Genomic DNA, 15,898 nt, shown 5'->3' on the forward strand with positions numbered 1-15,898 from the left:
TGCCTCCCTATACGTACAAATGTAGAACGGAGCTTATCCTTTCACGGAACCCAGCGTAATGCCCCCGATAAAATACTTCTGCAAGAAAGGATACACGCAAAGAATCGGTACCGTAACAAGAATGGTCGTTGCTGCGCGCAGCGTTTGCGGCGATAGGCCTTGGAACTTGTGCAGCAGCAGCTGTTGGTCGCGAATTTGCTGCGTCGCCTCTACCTCCAGCAAGAGCCGGCGCAGATAAACCTGAAGCGTATCGAATTGACCGTTGAAATTGTAAAGAATGACGTCGAACCACGAATTCCAGTGGCCAACGGCGGCATAGATCGAAACAGCGGCAAACACCGGCATGGCGACAGGGATGACGATGCGCATATAGATGCGCAGTTCCCCCGCTCCGTCAATACGAGCCGATTCAAACAGCGCCTCGGGCAAGTCGGAAATATACGACGCCATTAGCAGCATAAAGTAAGCATTGATCAGCCCCGGAATCCAATACACCTGAAACGTATTGGTCAGATGCAGCTGGTTCATGAGAATGTACGTAGGGATGATCCCGCCGCTGAAGTACATGGTCATAAAGAACAACACGCGCATAAACTTCCGGCCGGAGAAGGTCCGGATGCTGATGATATAAGACAGCAAACCAGTTACGAACAAGCAGGTGACCGTTCCGACCGCCACGCGCAAAACGGACCAGCCCAGCCCTGAAAGCAGCTTCTTGTTCTCAAACAGCATGTTATAAGCGGAGAAAGAGACCTTCCTCGGGAAAAAATAAATGCCGCCCCGCGCCGCATCCTTACCGTCATTAAAAGAAAGCGCCAGCAGGTTGATGAACGGATAGACCACAACGAAACCGAGCAATAGCAGAACGATGATGATCGCGGCGTCGGCTGCAAGGTTTGTTAACGATCCTCTGCGTGATCGGTATTCCATATCGAACAGCCTCCTTATCAGAATATCGAGGATTGCATATAGCGTTTAGACAGGCGATTGGCAAGGATGACAAGCACAAGCCCAATGCCGCTCTTCATCAAGCCAACGGCCGTTCCGTAGGAATAGTTGCCGAGCTGTACGCCGAAGCGGTACACATAGGTGTCAATGACCTCATAGTGATCCTGCGTCAGCGGATTGCCGATCAGCAGCTGCTGCTCGAAGCCCGCATTCAAGATGCCGCCGATGGCCAGAATGAACAGAAGCACGGCCGTCGAGCGTATGCCGGGCAGCGTAATATGACGGATCAGTCCGAATCGGCCAAGCCCGTCCACGCGCCCCGCTTCATACAGCTCCTTGTCGATACCGGCGATGGCGGATAAATAGATAATGGCGGAGAAACCCATATCCTTCCACACGTTGCTCGCGACAAGAATACCCCAGAAATAACTGCCCTTCGTCAGGAACTCCAGCGGCGCATCGATAATGCCAAGCCTTTGCAGCATATCATTCAGAATCCCATCGCTTCCCAAGAGCGTGAAGAGGATATTGGCCACGACTACCCACGAGATAAAATAGGGAATGTACGACAAGGATTGGATCGTCTTTTTGAACAGGCGGCCCCTGACCTCATTAAGGAGCAGCGCCAAAATAATCGGCGCCGGGAAGCCGATCGCCAGATTGAGCAAGCTAATGACAAGCGTATTGCGAATGATTTGCAGAAAATCAGGCTCATTGAAAAAACGGACAAAATGATCGAAGCCGACCCAATTCGAGAACATGGATTGTCCCGGCACGTAGTGTTGGAACGAAATGAGAAGCCCGTACATCGGATAATACGAGAAGATAAGCACCCATGCGATCATCGGGATGCAAAGGAGCCAAATTTGCCGTTCGCGCCGTACTCTTTTCCATACTTCAGCCATACGTAAACCTCCTTTTCCGGTCACTCAAACGAAACGGGGGATTCGTTCGGAACAGGAACGTTTCCCCCGCTTGACGCCTATTGGACTTTAGCTAAATTTGCCTTGTACGCCTCTGTGCGGAATGCTTCAATATCCTCTAAGCCGATCTTAATGGCCTTATCGCGCATATCGTTAAAGGCATTGACGGCATCCTGCTCGGTCTTGCTCATGACGGCTTTTGCGAAGCCGGTCTTAATCAGGTCTTCGATTTGCTGATTTACGATCGTCAGCGGGTTATCGGCGGTGAAGACGATCCGTCTTGCCGTGTTGTCATAGATCGTGTCCTTGAGGTTCGTATTCATGAGCGCTTTCCACTTGTCTTCCATGTTGAAGTTCTGGTCGTACCAAGCCGTGCTCTTGTTGTCGTCGCTCATTATGCCCTGCGGGTGAGAGAGCCAGATTTGGTTGCTGCCCGTAACCTCATCCGTCTTGTCGTATTCGAACGTGCCTGCGAACAGCTTCTGTTTCTGCGCATCGTTGAAGGACCACTTGCCGCCTTGCTCATAGTTCCAGACCGAATCCGGCAGGTTCGGAATGCCCCAGCCCAGCAGGCGCGTACCGATCGGCGTGATTTCGAAATCGAGGAACTTAATGATATCTTCCGGCTTGGCTTCTTTGTCGGTAATGACGGTATAGTTCCAGCCTGTCGTATCCTTCGGCGATAAGTACGACGCTTCGGCGTTCGGTGCTTTCAGGCCAATTTGGACATAGCGCTGATTATCCGTCCAACCCTCCATCGTCGTCTTCCACACCTCATGTCCGGCGTTCCAGGAATGCCACCAAGGACCGATATGGCCTAAAATCCGTTCGTTCGAAAATTTCAGCTTCCAGTCATCGTACTTGTTCAAGAAGCTGTCCGGATCCATGAGACCTTCGCGGTAGAACTTGTTATAATATTTGACCGCTTCCAATCCTTCGTCCGTTTTGAGCCAGTGCGTCAGATTGTGGTCCGCATCATCTTTATAACCGTCCTTTAATCCCCAAATCCCCATCACGTTATTGATGCCGATTTGATCGTTCCAGGAAATCGCGTACGTCTTCTCCCCTTGGGCATTCTTCGGATGCGCCGCTACCATTTGCTTCAGCACATTGTAGTAGTCCTCCGGCGTTTCGATCTTCGGCGATCCCATTTCCTGATACCAATCCCAGCGGATATGCGCGCTGAAATCCGGAATCGGCAGGTAGCCCCAGCCTCTCGGAATGCCCCAAAGCTTGCCGTCCTTATCGAGATAGGAGTTGTACTTATCGCCAAGCTCCTTCTTAATGTTCGAGCCGTACTTATCTACGAGCGGGGCGAGATCGATCAGCTTGCCCTGCGAACGCCATTTATCCATCGTATCGCTGTCGATGGACGAAATCACGCCCGGATAATCATTGGAGGCCAGCATTAGGTTCAGCTTCTCTTTGCCGTCCACGTCGTACTGAGTTTTCTTGACGTCTACGTTGAACTGTTCCAGCAGGTAATCGTGAATGGCCGCCAATTTCTTGGCTGATTTGTCGGGATTGTCCTTATCGGCCGAGTAATAATCGATGTTGATGGTCTTCTCAGGCACCGTCCAGCCATACTCATTGACTTTAGGCTCCGCAGCCGTATTCGTCGTCTGCTGCGCGTCATTTGCCGGCTGATTCGCTTGGTTTCCATTACTTGACTCATTGCCGTTGCTCGAACAGCCCGCCAGCAATCCGCCGGTCAGCAGTACCGAGCCCAATACCAAAGCCGTGCTTATTCTTAGCCTCATGCTTCGTTCTCCCCCTAGTTTGGAATTCATTCCGTTTCTTGGTTGCGCTTACATCTAAAATATTAGGAGAAGACGGAAAGCTTTAGGATGTACATATCTTCAAGTTATTGTGTTTTTCATCACTCGGTTGGCTACGTGCACACCCGTTTCTTGTACTCGCTCGGCGTGACCCCCACGACTTTCTTAAACAACTTCGTAAAATGCGGATAATCGGGATAGCCCACTTGCTCCCCGATTTCGTACGTTTTGCAGCCATTCGACCGGGCGAGCAGCTCCTTTGCTTTCTCAATCCGGCACTCAATCAGGTAGGCTATAAAGGACTTCCCCGTCTCTTGCTTAAACAAATTATAGAAATGGGTGACCGACATATTCAGCTGCGACAGCAGCTCTTCGAGCTTGAACTCCGGGTCGGCATAGCGGGCATGAATCACTTGAACAGCGTCGTGAATGGCACCCTGCTTCCCCCAATTCCGGCTGCTTCTGACCTGGGTTAATGCCTGCTGCAGCATAGCCCGAAAGCGCAGGATCAGCTCGCTATACTTGTCGCTCCATTCAAGCTCAAAGACGATCGGCGTTCCCCGATCCTCGGATTGATGGCGCAAAGCCGACGCCATATCCAGGAGCACGCTTTTCTTGATCTCATCCGGCAGCCGGTAGTCGGTTACCGTCGTCAGCAGCTCTTCGGCCACCGTGTTCATGCCGGGCTCGTCCACCATCCAAATGCGCTCAAACAGCTGGCCGGCAACATGCAAACACCGGCACATGAGCTCGCTCTTAGCACAGCTTGCCTCCATCTTCTCCCGATGCTTGGCGTACAATCCGAGCATCAAATCCTTCACTGCGGAGATACGAACCGGTTTTAAAATGTAATCCACCACGCCGTATCTCAACGCTTCCCGCGCGTAATCAAACTCCCCGTAGCCGGACAAAATGACGAGCTCCGGCTTCCATCCCCGCTCGTGTACCGCCTGCAGCAGTTCTAAGCCGCTCATGACCGGCATGCTGATGTCGGTGATGATGACGTGAGGTTTTTCCCGTTCCGCGATTTCAAGCGCTTCCTGCCCATCCGATGCATCGCCGACAATCACGAAATCGGGATGGGTATCGGTAATGATTTTGCGCAGGCTCAGCTTAATCATCGGTTCATCGTCAACCAGCAAGATGCGGTAGTTCATCGTTATCGTGATCCCCCTTAGCTGTCTCTTGAAACGGCAGAGTAATTCGTATCGTGGTACCGCTCTCGCCCGAGGCGGCGATGTAGAGTCCGCAGGATTGGCCGAAAAGCATGCGAAGCCGGCTGTGAACATTATGCAGGCCAATGGAAGGCGTACTGCCGGCCATTAGTTTCAAGCCGCCCGGCTCCTCAGACTCGTTGAAAGCAAAAGACGCGTTGTATCGCTCCATTACTTCAGGCGGCATACCTTTTCCTGTGTCGCTGATTTCCAGTAAGTAATGCTGATCTGCGGTCATCAAGCCCGCAATTCGAATCATCCCCGGACGTATTTTATGGCGCTCATAGCCATGCTTAAAGCAATTCTCCACAATAGGCTGCAGCGTGGAACGAACCGCCGGAATGAGCGCTGCCATTTGACGGTCGACCTCAATACTGTAGGTGAAAGACGGGTAGCGCTCGGACTGAATGGCCAGATAGACTTCGATATGTTTGATTTCATCTGCGAGATAGACGAGGCCGTTCGGATTTTGAACATTATAGCGAAACATGTCCCCAAGAGAGACGATCATATTGCTAATCTTCTCATTTCCTTCAATGATCGCGTTGGAATTAATAAATTCGAGCGTGTTATATAGAAAATGCGGGTTGATTTGCGCCTGCATCGCATGCAGCAGCGATTCCTTCTGCCTCACCTCAAGCTCCTTTTCCCGAAGCTCCGACACGTGCACGATTTCAATAAGCCGCTTGATTTCCTCGACCATTTTGTTAAACCCTCGGAACAGACTGCCGATTTCATGCGTGCCTTCATCCGGAGCCTTTACGGTAAAGTCGCCCATCTCCGCGCTCTTCATGAGCCGCAGCAGCTTGAGAAGGGACTTGGTCATGGAATAAACGATGCCGCTTGCAGCCAGCATGGAGAGCAGGAACAGCAGCAGCAGCACGACGATCGAGATTCGGCTGACGGTCACGATCGAGCGGTTCAGCTCCGAGATCAGCACTTCGGAAATCAAGGTCAAATCCGTCCGGTCGGAGCGGATAAAGACAACCAGTTTCTTGCCCTTGTCCGTTTGGACCGTAAAAGCGCCGCTCTTCTTCGCGCCCATCTCTTTAAGATAGTTGGCGGGCACAACCTTCGGCATAGAGTCTCCTTGAGGGTAGTACAGCACCTGATTGAAGGAATCCGCTACCCATACAAAGCCGGTTTGGCCGAGCTGGACGTTCCGGATGACGCTGACCATCTCGTCCCGTTTCAAATCGACGATCAGCATCCCTTGCTTCATATGGCTTTGCGGCGGCGTAAACTTCATTGCCATCGCCACAACCTCATTGGTTGGCGTCTTCTCCAGCCCCATAATGGCAAACCGCCCGGAAGACTTCAGCCGGCCAACATAAGAGGTATAGCGCTGCTCCGCCATGATGAAGCTGGAGCTGGATGTCGCTTTTGCCTTATCCGAAATGAGCGAAATGCCATAGATATCCTGGCGGTTCATGACGATTTTGGCAAACTCTTTCTCGATCTGATAGGAAAGCTCGTAACGCTTAATCGGGTCATCATCTTGGTTAGTGAGAAACTCGGCCGTCAAGCTGCTGGCCAGCATTGGCAGCATCGTCCGCTGCACTTCGGTAAAATAAGTCTCCAAGTGGGCATTCACCTGGTTCACCATCTGAATGCTGGAATCCACCGCATTGCGTTCAATCACGTTATAAGTTCGTTCGTACCAAATCCACCCGATCACGGGTAATGGAAAATATATACATATCATCATGATCAGCAGCTTCTTCTGAAGCGATATCCCCCGCAGCCGTTTCAACTGGCTTCCCCCCGGCAAATGATGTCTTGCAACTTGAATTTGAATATAGCCGATTCATAATGAAAGCGCTATATATTTGATTGAAATTATCATGTGGAATTATCTGTTCACCACAAAAAAAAGACCATCTCAGCCGCCCTGCTTCCGCAGTGCTGAAATGGCCTTATTGCATAAAATCGTCTCTCATCGTTATGTTAGGATGATGCAGGACCGCACGACTGCTCATGAACGGCAGCCGTCAGCTTGCGCAGCTGGTCCCTTAGCTGCACGATTTCCTCCTCAGGTATACTAGTCTGGCAGTAGACACGCTCCGGAATGGTCATCGCCCGCGTCTTCAGCTCGCGTCCTTGCTCGGTCAGCCGGACGATGACGCTGCGCTCGTCGCCCCGATCGCGCTCGCGGCGGATCAAGGCCATGCCCTCGAGCTTCTTCAAGAGCGGCGTAAGCGTACCGGAATCCAGGTACAATCGGCTGCCAAGCTCCTTCACGGGAACGCCGTCCTTCTCCCACAGCGCAAGCAAGGTTACGTACTGCGTATACGTAATGCCGAGTTCATCCAGATACGGCCGATACAGCTTCATCACTTCGCGGGCGCAGGCGTAGAGGGCAAAGCAGAGCTGATTGTCGAGCTCCAGCTGGGCGCCTTGTTCCATTGCAGTCTTCCTCTCTCTTGTCGGATAACCATTTATAGTAAATAACACAATTTAATTGCATGCAATTTATGCCGTTAGAATATCAGCTGCCGCAGCCAATGTCAACAGCTAGACGGCGCCCTTCGTGCGGGCAGCCAGCAAATCCTCCGCGGCATGGTGCCCTCTCCGTCTTGCCCACGCAAGCGGCCGCGCCCAATCCGGAACGTCTGCCGGCTCGATGGCAGCGCCTTTCCGAAGCAGATATTCGATCATGCCGGTTTGGCCGTATTTGGCCGCCCAGCCGAGCGGCGTCGTGGCGTATTCCTCATCTACCGCATGAAGATCGGCGCCAAAGCGAAGCAGCAGCTCCGCCAGCTCGATATCCCCTGCCTGGGCTGCCAGGTGCAGATAGCTGATGCCTATCCAGTTGCGGACATTCGGATCGGCTCCTTGGCGAAGCAGCAGTTCTACCATTTCTTTGTCCGCGTACCGGCAGGCGTACACCATATAATTGCTGGCGTACCAGGGGCCATTGAGCTCAGCGCCATGCCGCAGCAGCAGCTTCACGATCGATGTATAGCCGCAGCTTGCCGCCTGGGCGAGCGGGCCGTAATCACCGTCATTCGCAGCGGCCGGATTGACCGCAAGCAGCTCGCCGACCAAGTCGATGCGGCCGAGCGCGCAGGCACCGGCCATCGTCACGGTGCCGCCGTGCGCGTAGAGCAGCTCCAACAGCTCCTGCGCGCCTTGCTGCATCGCGGCATAGACCGAATTGCCGCTCGCATCGATTTCCGCGTTCGGATCCGCGCCATGCGCCAGCAGCAGCTTCACGCAGTCGGTATGTCTCCCTCTTACGGCCGCATAGAGCGCTGCGCCGCCGGCGGCATCCCTCTCCGCCTGATTCGGGTCGGCGCCGGAATCGAGCAGGCTGCGCACGACTTCGGCATAGCCCTGCTTGGCGGCATAATAAAGCGCAGAGCGACCAGACGTGTCTCGGGCGCTCACCAGCTGCGGATCAGCCGCCAGCAGTTCCTTCACCTTTGCCGCATCGCCAACCGCAGCCGCGATGAAGAGATCGTATGGGACTCCTTTTCCGATCAAATAGCCAAGCAGAAACCGGTTATCCCGAACCGCCTCGGAAGGCAGGTCCCTTCCGGGACGGTAGAAGTAATCGCCCTCAAGCGCCAGGTGAACCGGCTGACACCCGTCCGACCGCGTCGCAAGCGGGTCCGCTCCTTTAGCCAGCAGCAGATCGATCAGCTCGATCCAGCGCGTCATCACGGCCCAGTGCAGCGGCGTGTTGCCGCGCTCATCGCCTGCGCGTACGGCTTCCGGGTGCGCTTCCAGCCAAGCTAGCAGCTCTCCTCGCTTGCCTGCGCGAATCAGCTCCGCTGCCGTATCGCCGATCGGCTTCACCTGCAGCGTTCGCTCCAAATGAGCGCCAAGCAGCGCCTCGATGTCCGCATACCCGCGGTCCCGCGCCTTCTGCAGCAGCGAATCCTGCCAGCTCAGTACGGGCTTCTCGGCGGCATCCGCGCCGTGCGCCAGCAGCAGCTCAACCGCATCGCGGCGGCCCTCCCGAACGGCAAAATGCAGCGGCGAGAAATACCCCCAGCCTCCCTGCGCCAGATCGGGTTCGTTCCGGAGCAGGTCTTCGATGAGGGCGGTTTCTCCCGCTGCGCTTAAATCAATCAATCGCCTTATGGACGCTTCCTTCGTCATTTCGCTTCCCCCCGCTTTATTTTCAAATAAGCTTGAAGCATCGCGATTCGCCAAACAACGATCATGCCAAACGCCAGAACGAAGAAAAGGGCTCCCGTTTGCGGTATGCTCACCGACCGCTCCACCAAATCGTGAATCAGCAGGCGCACGGTCAGCAAGCCCAGCAGAATGAAGATGAACATTTTGGACCGTTTAAGAACGATGTCGTTCCCGACCCGCTCCAGCTTGGACGTGCGGATCAGCGGATACGAAAACAGCACTGCCCCGACCAAGAACGCCGCGATCGCCCACAGCCACGGCACGTGCGTCTCCGGAACGGCGAACATGAGAAAGCCTGTCGACATGCCGATAGGCGGAATAATGATTTTGCGCAGCGTCGTGGGCCGGTTGCTGGCGCGCAGCCGAAGAAACGTTACTGCAGCGCCCGAGAGCAGCGTCAAGACGATAGAAGCCAGATGAGGCAGAGAAAACGATTGTGGGAAAAAGCTCATAATGACGCAGCTCCTTTCATGCCCGCAGGAAGAAACCAAGTTTCATCCAAGAAAGCGCTGTTTTCTCTAATCCTACTCATTTTACAGCTCGGTTGCAAATAGATCGCGGTGCACCTTTACGACCGCCTTGCGGATCGGCATATCCTCCTCCACCGAGCAATTCGGACGGTGAATATCCGTAGGAAACAGCACGATAAAATCACCCGGCACCATATCAATCGTATTCTCGTTATGTACGTTCTCATAGAAAGCGATGTCCTGCGCCTCGTACTTGTCATCGGTGACAACCTGCTCCTCCGACACCTTGGCCACGCGCATCCGCTCGCGTCCGCTCAGCAGCAGCTGAATATCGGTATACAGCCTATGAGTCTCCGGCTTAATTTCGCGCCAGTCTCTCGTGACCGGCTCATTTATGAGAAGAAACATCCCAGGCTCCCCGAAATCATGCCGGCCTGCAGGCAGCCCATCCAGATCGGTCTGCTGAAGCCGCTCGATCGCCCGGCGCACCGGCGCGGGGAACGTATGCCGCTCCCGCTCCCAATTCGTCAAATCGCTGAATATCATCGTCGTTACGCCCCTTCTATGATCGCTTTTACCCGGCCTACGTCGCCGCTTTGGAGCCGTACTTTAATGCCATGCGGATGGTTAGGCGAATTCGTCAAAATATCCTTCACGATCCCACGGGTCGTTTTGCCCGATGCCTGATCCTTCTTCAATACAATATCTACGGTAAGCCCCGGCCGAATGGCCGAGCGCTGCTGTCCGTTTAAGCTCATGGTCACTACGTCTCCTTTTGACAAAGCAGTTGGTTTTGCTCCCTATAATAGGCCAGACGAGAAACGAAGTAAAGAAATGCGGAAACCTCTTAAAGAAACGATTGACATTGATAATGAGAATTACTATCATTGGCTATAGAGCAACACAACACCATCCAGAGAGGTCGGTAACGTGCGGATGAAGAAGATCAAATACTGTTGCAGGAACTTCAAGCACGGCTCCAAATCGGTGTTCAAGACGTTAAAGCAGGAATATCCCGATTTGAAGCAGAAGAAGAAGGACTGCCTTGGCAACTGCAAGCTATGTTCCAAGCAATGCATCGTAATGATCGGCAAGACGGAAGTCGTCGTGGCTCCGACCGCGGAAGTGTTGTATGCGAAGCTGAAGCACCGGATAGGATAATGTGGAATAGTATGGTAATATGGGAGATGAGGTTGTCGAGCCCCCTTAGAGAGGTTTGATACTTCGTCTCTTTTTTAATTATAATAATGTCGAAAGGGAGGTGCGGCCGATGATAAACGAAACACTCAGCCAAGCTTTGAACGATCAATTGAATTTCGAGTTCTACTCCGCGCACGTGTACTTGGCAATTGCCGCCTACTGCTCCGGAGAGAGCCTTGACGGTTTTGCGAATTTCTTTATTGTTCAAGCCGAAGAAGAACGTTTCCACGCGATGAAGATCTATAAATATCTGAACGATCGCGGGCAACGCGTCAAACTAGTCGGCATGAGCACACCTAACAATGAATATAGCTCGATTCAAGATGCCTTCCAGCAGGCGTATCAGCATGAGCAGGAAGTGACCAAGCGGATCTACCACTTGTCCGACCTAGCCTTGAACGACCGCGAGCATGCGACAATCCAGTTCTTGAAATGGTTCATTGACGAGCAGGTGGAGGAGGAATCGATGTTCGACAGCATCATCAACAAGCTGAAGCGCATCGATCAAGACAGCAACGCCTTCTTCATGCTCGATAACGAGTTCGCTCAGCGGACGTTCGTGCCGCCGACGAACGCTTAAGCGGGTACAAGCTTAAAAGGACAGCCAACGATGGCTGTCCTTTTTTAGTTGGCTGTCGCCGCGGGGCGGCTGCGCCACCCTGACACTCAGCACAGCGGTCGGCGGCATGTATCGGCGGCTCCCGCCTCGAGCTAACGAACCGTATAACGCTTATTTGCGCGAAAAGCCCGCAAAATCGATCTAACAAACCGCAGCGTCGCTATTTAGCCATGTAGAGGCGGTTCTCAGCATTTTCGCTTCAAATAACGTCTCTGGAGTTCGTTAGATCTGAGAATCCGGCGATTTCGCCTAAATAAGCAATCTGGAGTTCGTTAGACGCAGCCTTTCAAACTTTAAAAGAACCCCGACACGTCGGGTCTCTTCATCGTTTACTTGCGGCGCGTCTTCAAAACGGTGACCGCGAACTTCGGCAGCACAAGCTGGCGGCGCAAGCGGGACGGCTGCTTGAGCAGACGGTACAGCCACTCCACGTTCAGCTTCTGCCAAATCACGGGCGCGCGTTTTACTTTGCCCGCAATAACGTCCAAACTGCCGCCGACACCGAAGGCGACCTTCGCCTTCAGCCGGCTCTTGTATTTATAGATCCAACGCTCCGCTCTCGGCGCTCCGAGGGCTACGATCAGCACGTCCGGGCGCTTCTGCTCGATATCCGCGACAAGCGCTTCCTCCTGGCCGGGCTTGAAAAAGCCGTTATGCCTGCCGACCACGGTCACGCCTTCGTAATTATCGGCGATAATTTGCGACGCTTTCGCGTTCGTTTCCTCGTCCGCTCCCACGACATAAAGCGAGAATCGGTGCTCCTTCGCTTCCTCGAACAAACGGATCAGCAGATCATAGCCGGTTACGCGCTCTTGGAGCGGCTCTCCCTGCCATTTTGCCGCAAGCACGACGCCGATGCCGTCCGGCGTAACCATATCCGCTTCTTTCACAATCGTTTCCAGCTGCTGGTCCGAGCGGGCTGCCATTACGATCTCCGGGTTCGCCGTAATCAAGTGAAAGAGCGGTTTGCCCTCTGCTGCGATTTGCGCTTGAACGAGCGCCACCGTTTGAAGGAGCGTCCGCTTCGAGAACGGAACGCCCAATATATTGACGGTATTCATGCTAGTTTTTCCTCCATACACTCATGCTGTCTCATATTGTAGCATAAATGGTCAATTCAATTGAAATCAGCGGAACAGCCCGGCAATCCACCGGATGAAATCGCCTACGATCGGCACAAGCCCGAAGCCATGCTCCCCGATGGCGACAATCCCGTACACGCGCTCGCCGATGGCCACCGCCCCGAGCACATGCTCCCCGATCGCTACCGCGCCGAGCGCATTTTGGCCGATGCCCACAGCCCCGACGGCCGACTGGCCGATGGCGACCGCGCCGATTGCCAGTTCCCCGATCGCTACCGCGCCGGCTGACAAGCCGCTGGATATCGCTACGGCGCCGAGTGCCAGCATCCAGCCCATCGCAACCGCGCCGACGGAGAAAATGCCGACCGATATGGCTCCCCCGGCAATCAGTCCGACGGCGATATCGCCAAGCGCAACGAGTCCGATCGCGACCTTCGGCTTGCCTTGCCCGACGCTGGAACGGATGCTGATAATCGGAAACTTGGCCGCAGGCCACTGATAATCGATGGGCTCATGCTCTCGTCCTATGTATCTGTTGAACCGAAGCAACCGACGCCATTCAAACATGAATGCGCACTCCCCCTGCTCTTCGTGATTATTTTGTCCCGGTAACCGCTTTTGGTGAATGGAAGCCATTTCCTCAAGCGTATACTATTTTGAAGCATGTTGCGAGAGGATTTATAAGTACATTATCGCCGAAAGCAGGTCGATTCTATGAAAATCATACGGCCCCGGCTTGCAGCGCTGCTGTTGGCCGCAACACTGATGAACGGCTGCGCCGAGCACCGCGCCTACGTCCCCGATCACGAGCCAGTAATAAGCAATGCTGCCGATGCCGACGAGCAGGATGGGCATTCGCCCCAGATCGTGGCCGGCAACGAAGCGTTCCGGATATTCGAGCCCGCGGAGGGAAGCGTCGTGGGCAAAGCCATTACGGTGAAAGGGCAAGCGCGCGTCTTCGAGGCGGCGTTCAGTTACTCCCTCGAGGACGGGCACAACGTGCTTGCCGAAGGGCATGCCACGGCGGATAAGGGGGCGCCGGAGTGGGGCGATTTCGAATTTACGGTCACGCTCACGGAAGCGCCGACCAGCACGACCGGTGTCTTAACGATCTACGATTCGGGCGCGAAGGACGGCTCGCCCCTCCATCCGCTCCATCTCGCGTACACCTTCGAGAACGGACTGGTGAAGCTTCAGTAGGAATAACTAGGCCGGCGCTTATTTTGGCCGCGGCCGAAACCTTTTGGCGGGGAGCGGAGTCTATAAGGTATCTCATCCGTTAAGGAGGTACCGTCATGACCTATTCACGCAAGCTCATGATCGGCTTATCCGCCCTCATGATTGCCGGCAGCGGCGTTCTCCCTTTGGGCGTTAACGCTGCTCCCGCGGCACAGACGGAAGCAGTCGCCGCACAGTTCCAGGCTGAGCAAATATCAACCGTTCATATGCGCCATTCCGATATGGCTTACATTCCGCTGTTCAGCTCGCGCCAGGAAGACAAGCCCGCTATTGTGCAGGTCGCTTCCCTCATGACCCGCTTAATGGGCAAAGCCAAGGAAGATACGTCTTCCTTAGATTCCGAGCAGGCTTTCTTCTCTACCAAAATTGACGTTACATTAAAGGACGGCTCCTTCTTCAACATGCTGATCGCCGATCAGAAGAAGGTGTACTTCATCTATGGTGGCACCGACTACTCGGCGGAGGATAGCGCGGCGATTCAATCACTCCAAAAGCTGCTCGTCGTTCCGGATCAGACGTACTTCAGCACGACGAAGCCGCAGATCGGTGCCGCTGTACGCATCAAGGGCAATAATGCGATGTCCGAAAAAGGCACAATCCGCATCTTCGTCGGGCAAGGCGGCATGTTCAGCAGCGTAAGAGCCGTGAATGGGATATCGTTCCCGACCAAAAGCGCGTTGCTCGTACATGAAGCCCCTATCGTGAACGGCCGGTACGATTTCACGTTTACGATGCCGGCCTACGGAATCGACGTTAACGGCTCCTTAAAGCCGCTTAAGCCGGGGAAGTCTTGGATCTTCTACGACACCGGCAGCTTAGCCGGCATGAAGGAGCTGACCGTTCTCGCGCCGGCGAAGCCGATTCTCTCCATAAACGGCAAGCCGGTGAACGACCCCGCTCTGAAGCCGGTTGTGCAGAACGGCATCATGCTGCTTCCGATGCGCGCGCTTGCCGATAAGCTCGGCTGGCAGGCGGCCTGGGACTCCGCCCGCAAAGCGGCACTGCTCGGGTCTCCCATGCCGACTGGCGATCAGCTGAGCGAAGCAGGCGGCGCCCTCTCCGTCTGGGAGAACGGCAAGCGGCTTACCGGAACGGGAAGCAAGCCCGTCCTCATCAACAGCAGGCTGTACCTGCCTTTGCGCGCTGCTGCGCAAGCTTTCGGCCTGCAAGTGGAATGGACGTCATCCGTTCGAAGCGCCAACCTGACCGTACCTGCCCAATCGTAAAAAAGAGCCGTTCAAGAAAGGCGCCGCATGCGCTCCTTCTTGAACGGCTTTTTTGTCATTAATGGCCCGGCTGCGTGGCGATTTGCCAACGGACGCCGTACTTGTCCTGCACCCGGCCGAACATGCTGCCCCAGAACATCCGCTCGAACGGCATCATCACGATGCCATCCTGCGACAGGCGGCGGAAGGCATCCTCCGCTTCTTCCTCGGTTTCGAACTCCAGCGTCAGATCCATCCCGTTTCCGCGCTCGATCGGTCCGGCATCGGCCATATAGAAGAGCAGACCGGCCGCTTGCAGCACCAAATGCAAGATACTGTCTTTCATCTCCGGGTCGGCGCCCGGCATTTCGCCGTACGTTTGGAGGCTGATGATCTCTCCGCCCAGCGCCTCCACATAAAAGTTCGCTTGTTCTTGTGCGTTCTCGCTATACAAGTATGGACGAAGCTTTGTCATGATGTTTTTGCCTCCCTCATTATAGATTTCGATGAATCCAGAACCGTTTGACCACATTGCCGCTGCCTTCCGTAAAGGTCGATTCGAATTGCCCGCCATTGCGCAGAATCGTGCGCTCCGATGCGGCATTGCTTTCGTCGCAGACGAGCAGCGCCCGTTCGATGCCGAGCTCATCCGTCTTCAGAAGCGCAAGCTCAAGCAGCTTGGTCGCGTAGCCCCTGCGTCGCTGCGAAGGGATAATGCCATAGCCGATATGGCCGCCGCTTTCGAGCAGCTTCTGATTGAGCCGATGGCGGATGTTGGTCGCGCCTACGATCCGGCCTTCCTCATCCTGCAGCCAGTATGTGGAATGCGCCACGAAGCCCTCTTGGATATTCTCCTCCTTATCCGCTTCGTTCGTGAAGCGGACATAGTCCTCAAAGTCGCTCGGGTCTTGCCCGACGATCCAAGGCACGATATCTTCCCTGCTCTCTACCCACTCCCGGTAGAACGCCATATAAGACTCCCGCAGCCCGACTGAAGGCTTCACTAGATGGACCATATCGCTTCTCCTCCTTCGTAAAAAAAGAGGCAGCCCGCCGGATGACTGCTCCTGCGCC

General features: G+C 54.6%; 18 protein-coding genes. 4 read left to right on the forward strand and 14 right to left on the reverse strand.

Translation table 11 applies throughout. The features are described from left to right. Window positions 1-33: 33 nt before the first annotated feature. The 10 genes from DL346_RS23855 to DL346_RS23900 all read right to left on the reverse strand — a co-directional run bounded on the left by DL346_RS23855 (window position 34) and on the right by DL346_RS23900 (window position 10,237). Window positions 34-930, reverse strand: a complete 897-nt coding sequence (locus DL346_RS23855) for a carbohydrate ABC transporter permease (RefSeq protein ID WP_112884899.1) — start codon at window positions 928-930, stop codon at window positions 34-36. 17 nt (window positions 931-947) lie between these two features. Continuing rightward, window positions 948-1,853, reverse strand: a complete 906-nt coding sequence (locus DL346_RS23860) for an ABC transporter permease (RefSeq protein WP_112884900.1) — start codon at window positions 1,851-1,853, stop codon at window positions 948-950. Window positions 1,854-1,930: 77 nt separating this feature from the next. Continuing rightward, on the reverse strand, window positions 1,931-3,631 hold the full coding sequence (locus DL346_RS23865; protein ID WP_112884901.1) for a type 2 periplasmic-binding domain-containing protein: 1,701 nt from the start codon (window positions 3,629-3,631) through the stop codon (window positions 1,931-1,933). A gap of 131 nt (window positions 3,632-3,762) precedes the next feature. Next, window positions 3,763-4,806, reverse strand: coding sequence for a response regulator transcription factor (locus DL346_RS23870; RefSeq protein ID WP_165822645.1), 1,044 nt, complete (start codon window positions 4,804-4,806; stop codon window positions 3,763-3,765). Continuing rightward, window positions 4,781-6,616 (reverse strand): sensor histidine kinase, encoded by a 1,836-nt coding sequence (locus DL346_RS23875; protein WP_112884903.1) that lies wholly within the window; start codon window positions 6,614-6,616, stop codon window positions 4,781-4,783. Before DL346_RS23875 ends, DL346_RS23870 begins: the two co-directional genes overlap by 26 nt. 194 nt (window positions 6,617-6,810) lie before the next feature. Beyond that, window positions 6,811-7,269: a MarR family winged helix-turn-helix transcriptional regulator gene (locus DL346_RS23880; protein WP_112884904.1), complete on the reverse strand. Its 459-nt coding sequence runs from the start codon at window positions 7,267-7,269 to the stop codon at window positions 6,811-6,813. 108 nt (window positions 7,270-7,377) lie between these two features. After that, a complete protein-coding gene (locus tag DL346_RS23885; protein ID WP_112884905.1) occupies window positions 7,378-8,970 on the reverse strand; it encodes an ankyrin repeat domain-containing protein in 1,593 nt (530 codons plus the stop codon). Then, window positions 8,967-9,461: a CcdC family protein gene (locus DL346_RS23890; protein WP_112884906.1), complete on the reverse strand. Its 495-nt coding sequence runs from the start codon at window positions 9,459-9,461 to the stop codon at window positions 8,967-8,969. Before DL346_RS23890 ends, DL346_RS23885 begins: the two co-directional genes overlap by 4 nt. A gap of 81 nt (window positions 9,462-9,542) precedes the next feature. Further along, window positions 9,543-10,025 (reverse strand): NanQ anomerase/TabA/YiaL family protein, encoded by a 483-nt coding sequence (locus DL346_RS23895; protein ID WP_112884907.1) that lies wholly within the window; start codon window positions 10,023-10,025, stop codon window positions 9,543-9,545. A gap of 5 nt (window positions 10,026-10,030) precedes the next feature. After that, window positions 10,031-10,237: a YwbE family protein gene (locus tag DL346_RS23900; RefSeq protein WP_112884908.1), complete on the reverse strand. Its 207-nt coding sequence runs from the start codon at window positions 10,235-10,237 to the stop codon at window positions 10,031-10,033. A 178-nt stretch (window positions 10,238-10,415) separates the two neighbouring features. On the opposite strand from DL346_RS23900, the gene DL346_RS23905 reads away from it, so the two are divergent. Beyond that, window positions 10,416-10,640 (forward strand): DUF1450 domain-containing protein, encoded by a 225-nt coding sequence (locus DL346_RS23905; RefSeq protein ID WP_112885087.1) that lies wholly within the window; start codon window positions 10,416-10,418, stop codon window positions 10,638-10,640. A 109-nt stretch (window positions 10,641-10,749) separates the two neighbouring features. Continuing rightward, entirely contained in the window at window positions 10,750-11,259 is a 510-nt protein-coding gene (locus DL346_RS23910; protein WP_206098580.1) for a ferritin, read from the forward strand. A gap of 368 nt (window positions 11,260-11,627) precedes the next feature. Here the strand turns inward: DL346_RS23910 and DL346_RS23915 are convergent, their stop codons facing one another. Together DL346_RS23915 and DL346_RS23920 are read right to left on the reverse strand one after the other, a co-directional pair. Continuing rightward, window positions 11,628-12,359: a WecB/TagA/CpsF family glycosyltransferase gene (locus DL346_RS23915; RefSeq protein WP_112884909.1), complete on the reverse strand. Its 732-nt coding sequence runs from the start codon at window positions 12,357-12,359 to the stop codon at window positions 11,628-11,630. 66 nt (window positions 12,360-12,425) lie between these two features. Next, window positions 12,426-12,947: a hypothetical protein gene (locus DL346_RS23920; protein WP_112884910.1), complete on the reverse strand. Its 522-nt coding sequence runs from the start codon at window positions 12,945-12,947 to the stop codon at window positions 12,426-12,428. Window positions 12,948-13,094: 147 nt separating this feature from the next. Here DL346_RS23920 and DL346_RS23925 point away from each other — a divergent pair, with 147 nt between their 5' ends. Together DL346_RS23925 and DL346_RS23930 are read left to right on the forward strand one after the other, a co-directional pair. Continuing rightward, entirely contained in the window at window positions 13,095-13,580 is a 486-nt protein-coding gene (locus DL346_RS23925; RefSeq protein ID WP_112884911.1) for a Gmad2 immunoglobulin-like domain-containing protein, read from the forward strand. A gap of 95 nt (window positions 13,581-13,675) precedes the next feature. Continuing rightward, window positions 13,676-14,845 (forward strand): copper amine oxidase N-terminal domain-containing protein, encoded by a 1,170-nt coding sequence (locus DL346_RS23930; protein WP_112884912.1) that lies wholly within the window; start codon window positions 13,676-13,678, stop codon window positions 14,843-14,845. Between the two features lie 58 nt (window positions 14,846-14,903). Here DL346_RS23930 and DL346_RS23935 read toward each other — a convergent pair whose 3' ends face one another. Next, entirely contained in the window at window positions 14,904-15,299 is a 396-nt protein-coding gene (locus DL346_RS23935; protein WP_112884913.1) for a VOC family protein, read from the reverse strand. A gap of 19 nt (window positions 15,300-15,318) precedes the next feature. Continuing rightward, a complete protein-coding gene (locus DL346_RS23940; protein ID WP_112884914.1) occupies window positions 15,319-15,840 on the reverse strand; it encodes a GNAT family N-acetyltransferase in 522 nt (173 codons plus the stop codon). Window positions 15,841-15,898: the final 58 nt, after the last annotated feature.

This window comes from Paenibacillus montanisoli (assembly GCF_003268025.1).
GTDB lineage: Bacteria > Bacillota > Bacilli > Paenibacillales > Paenibacillaceae > Paenibacillus_Z > Paenibacillus_Z montanisoli.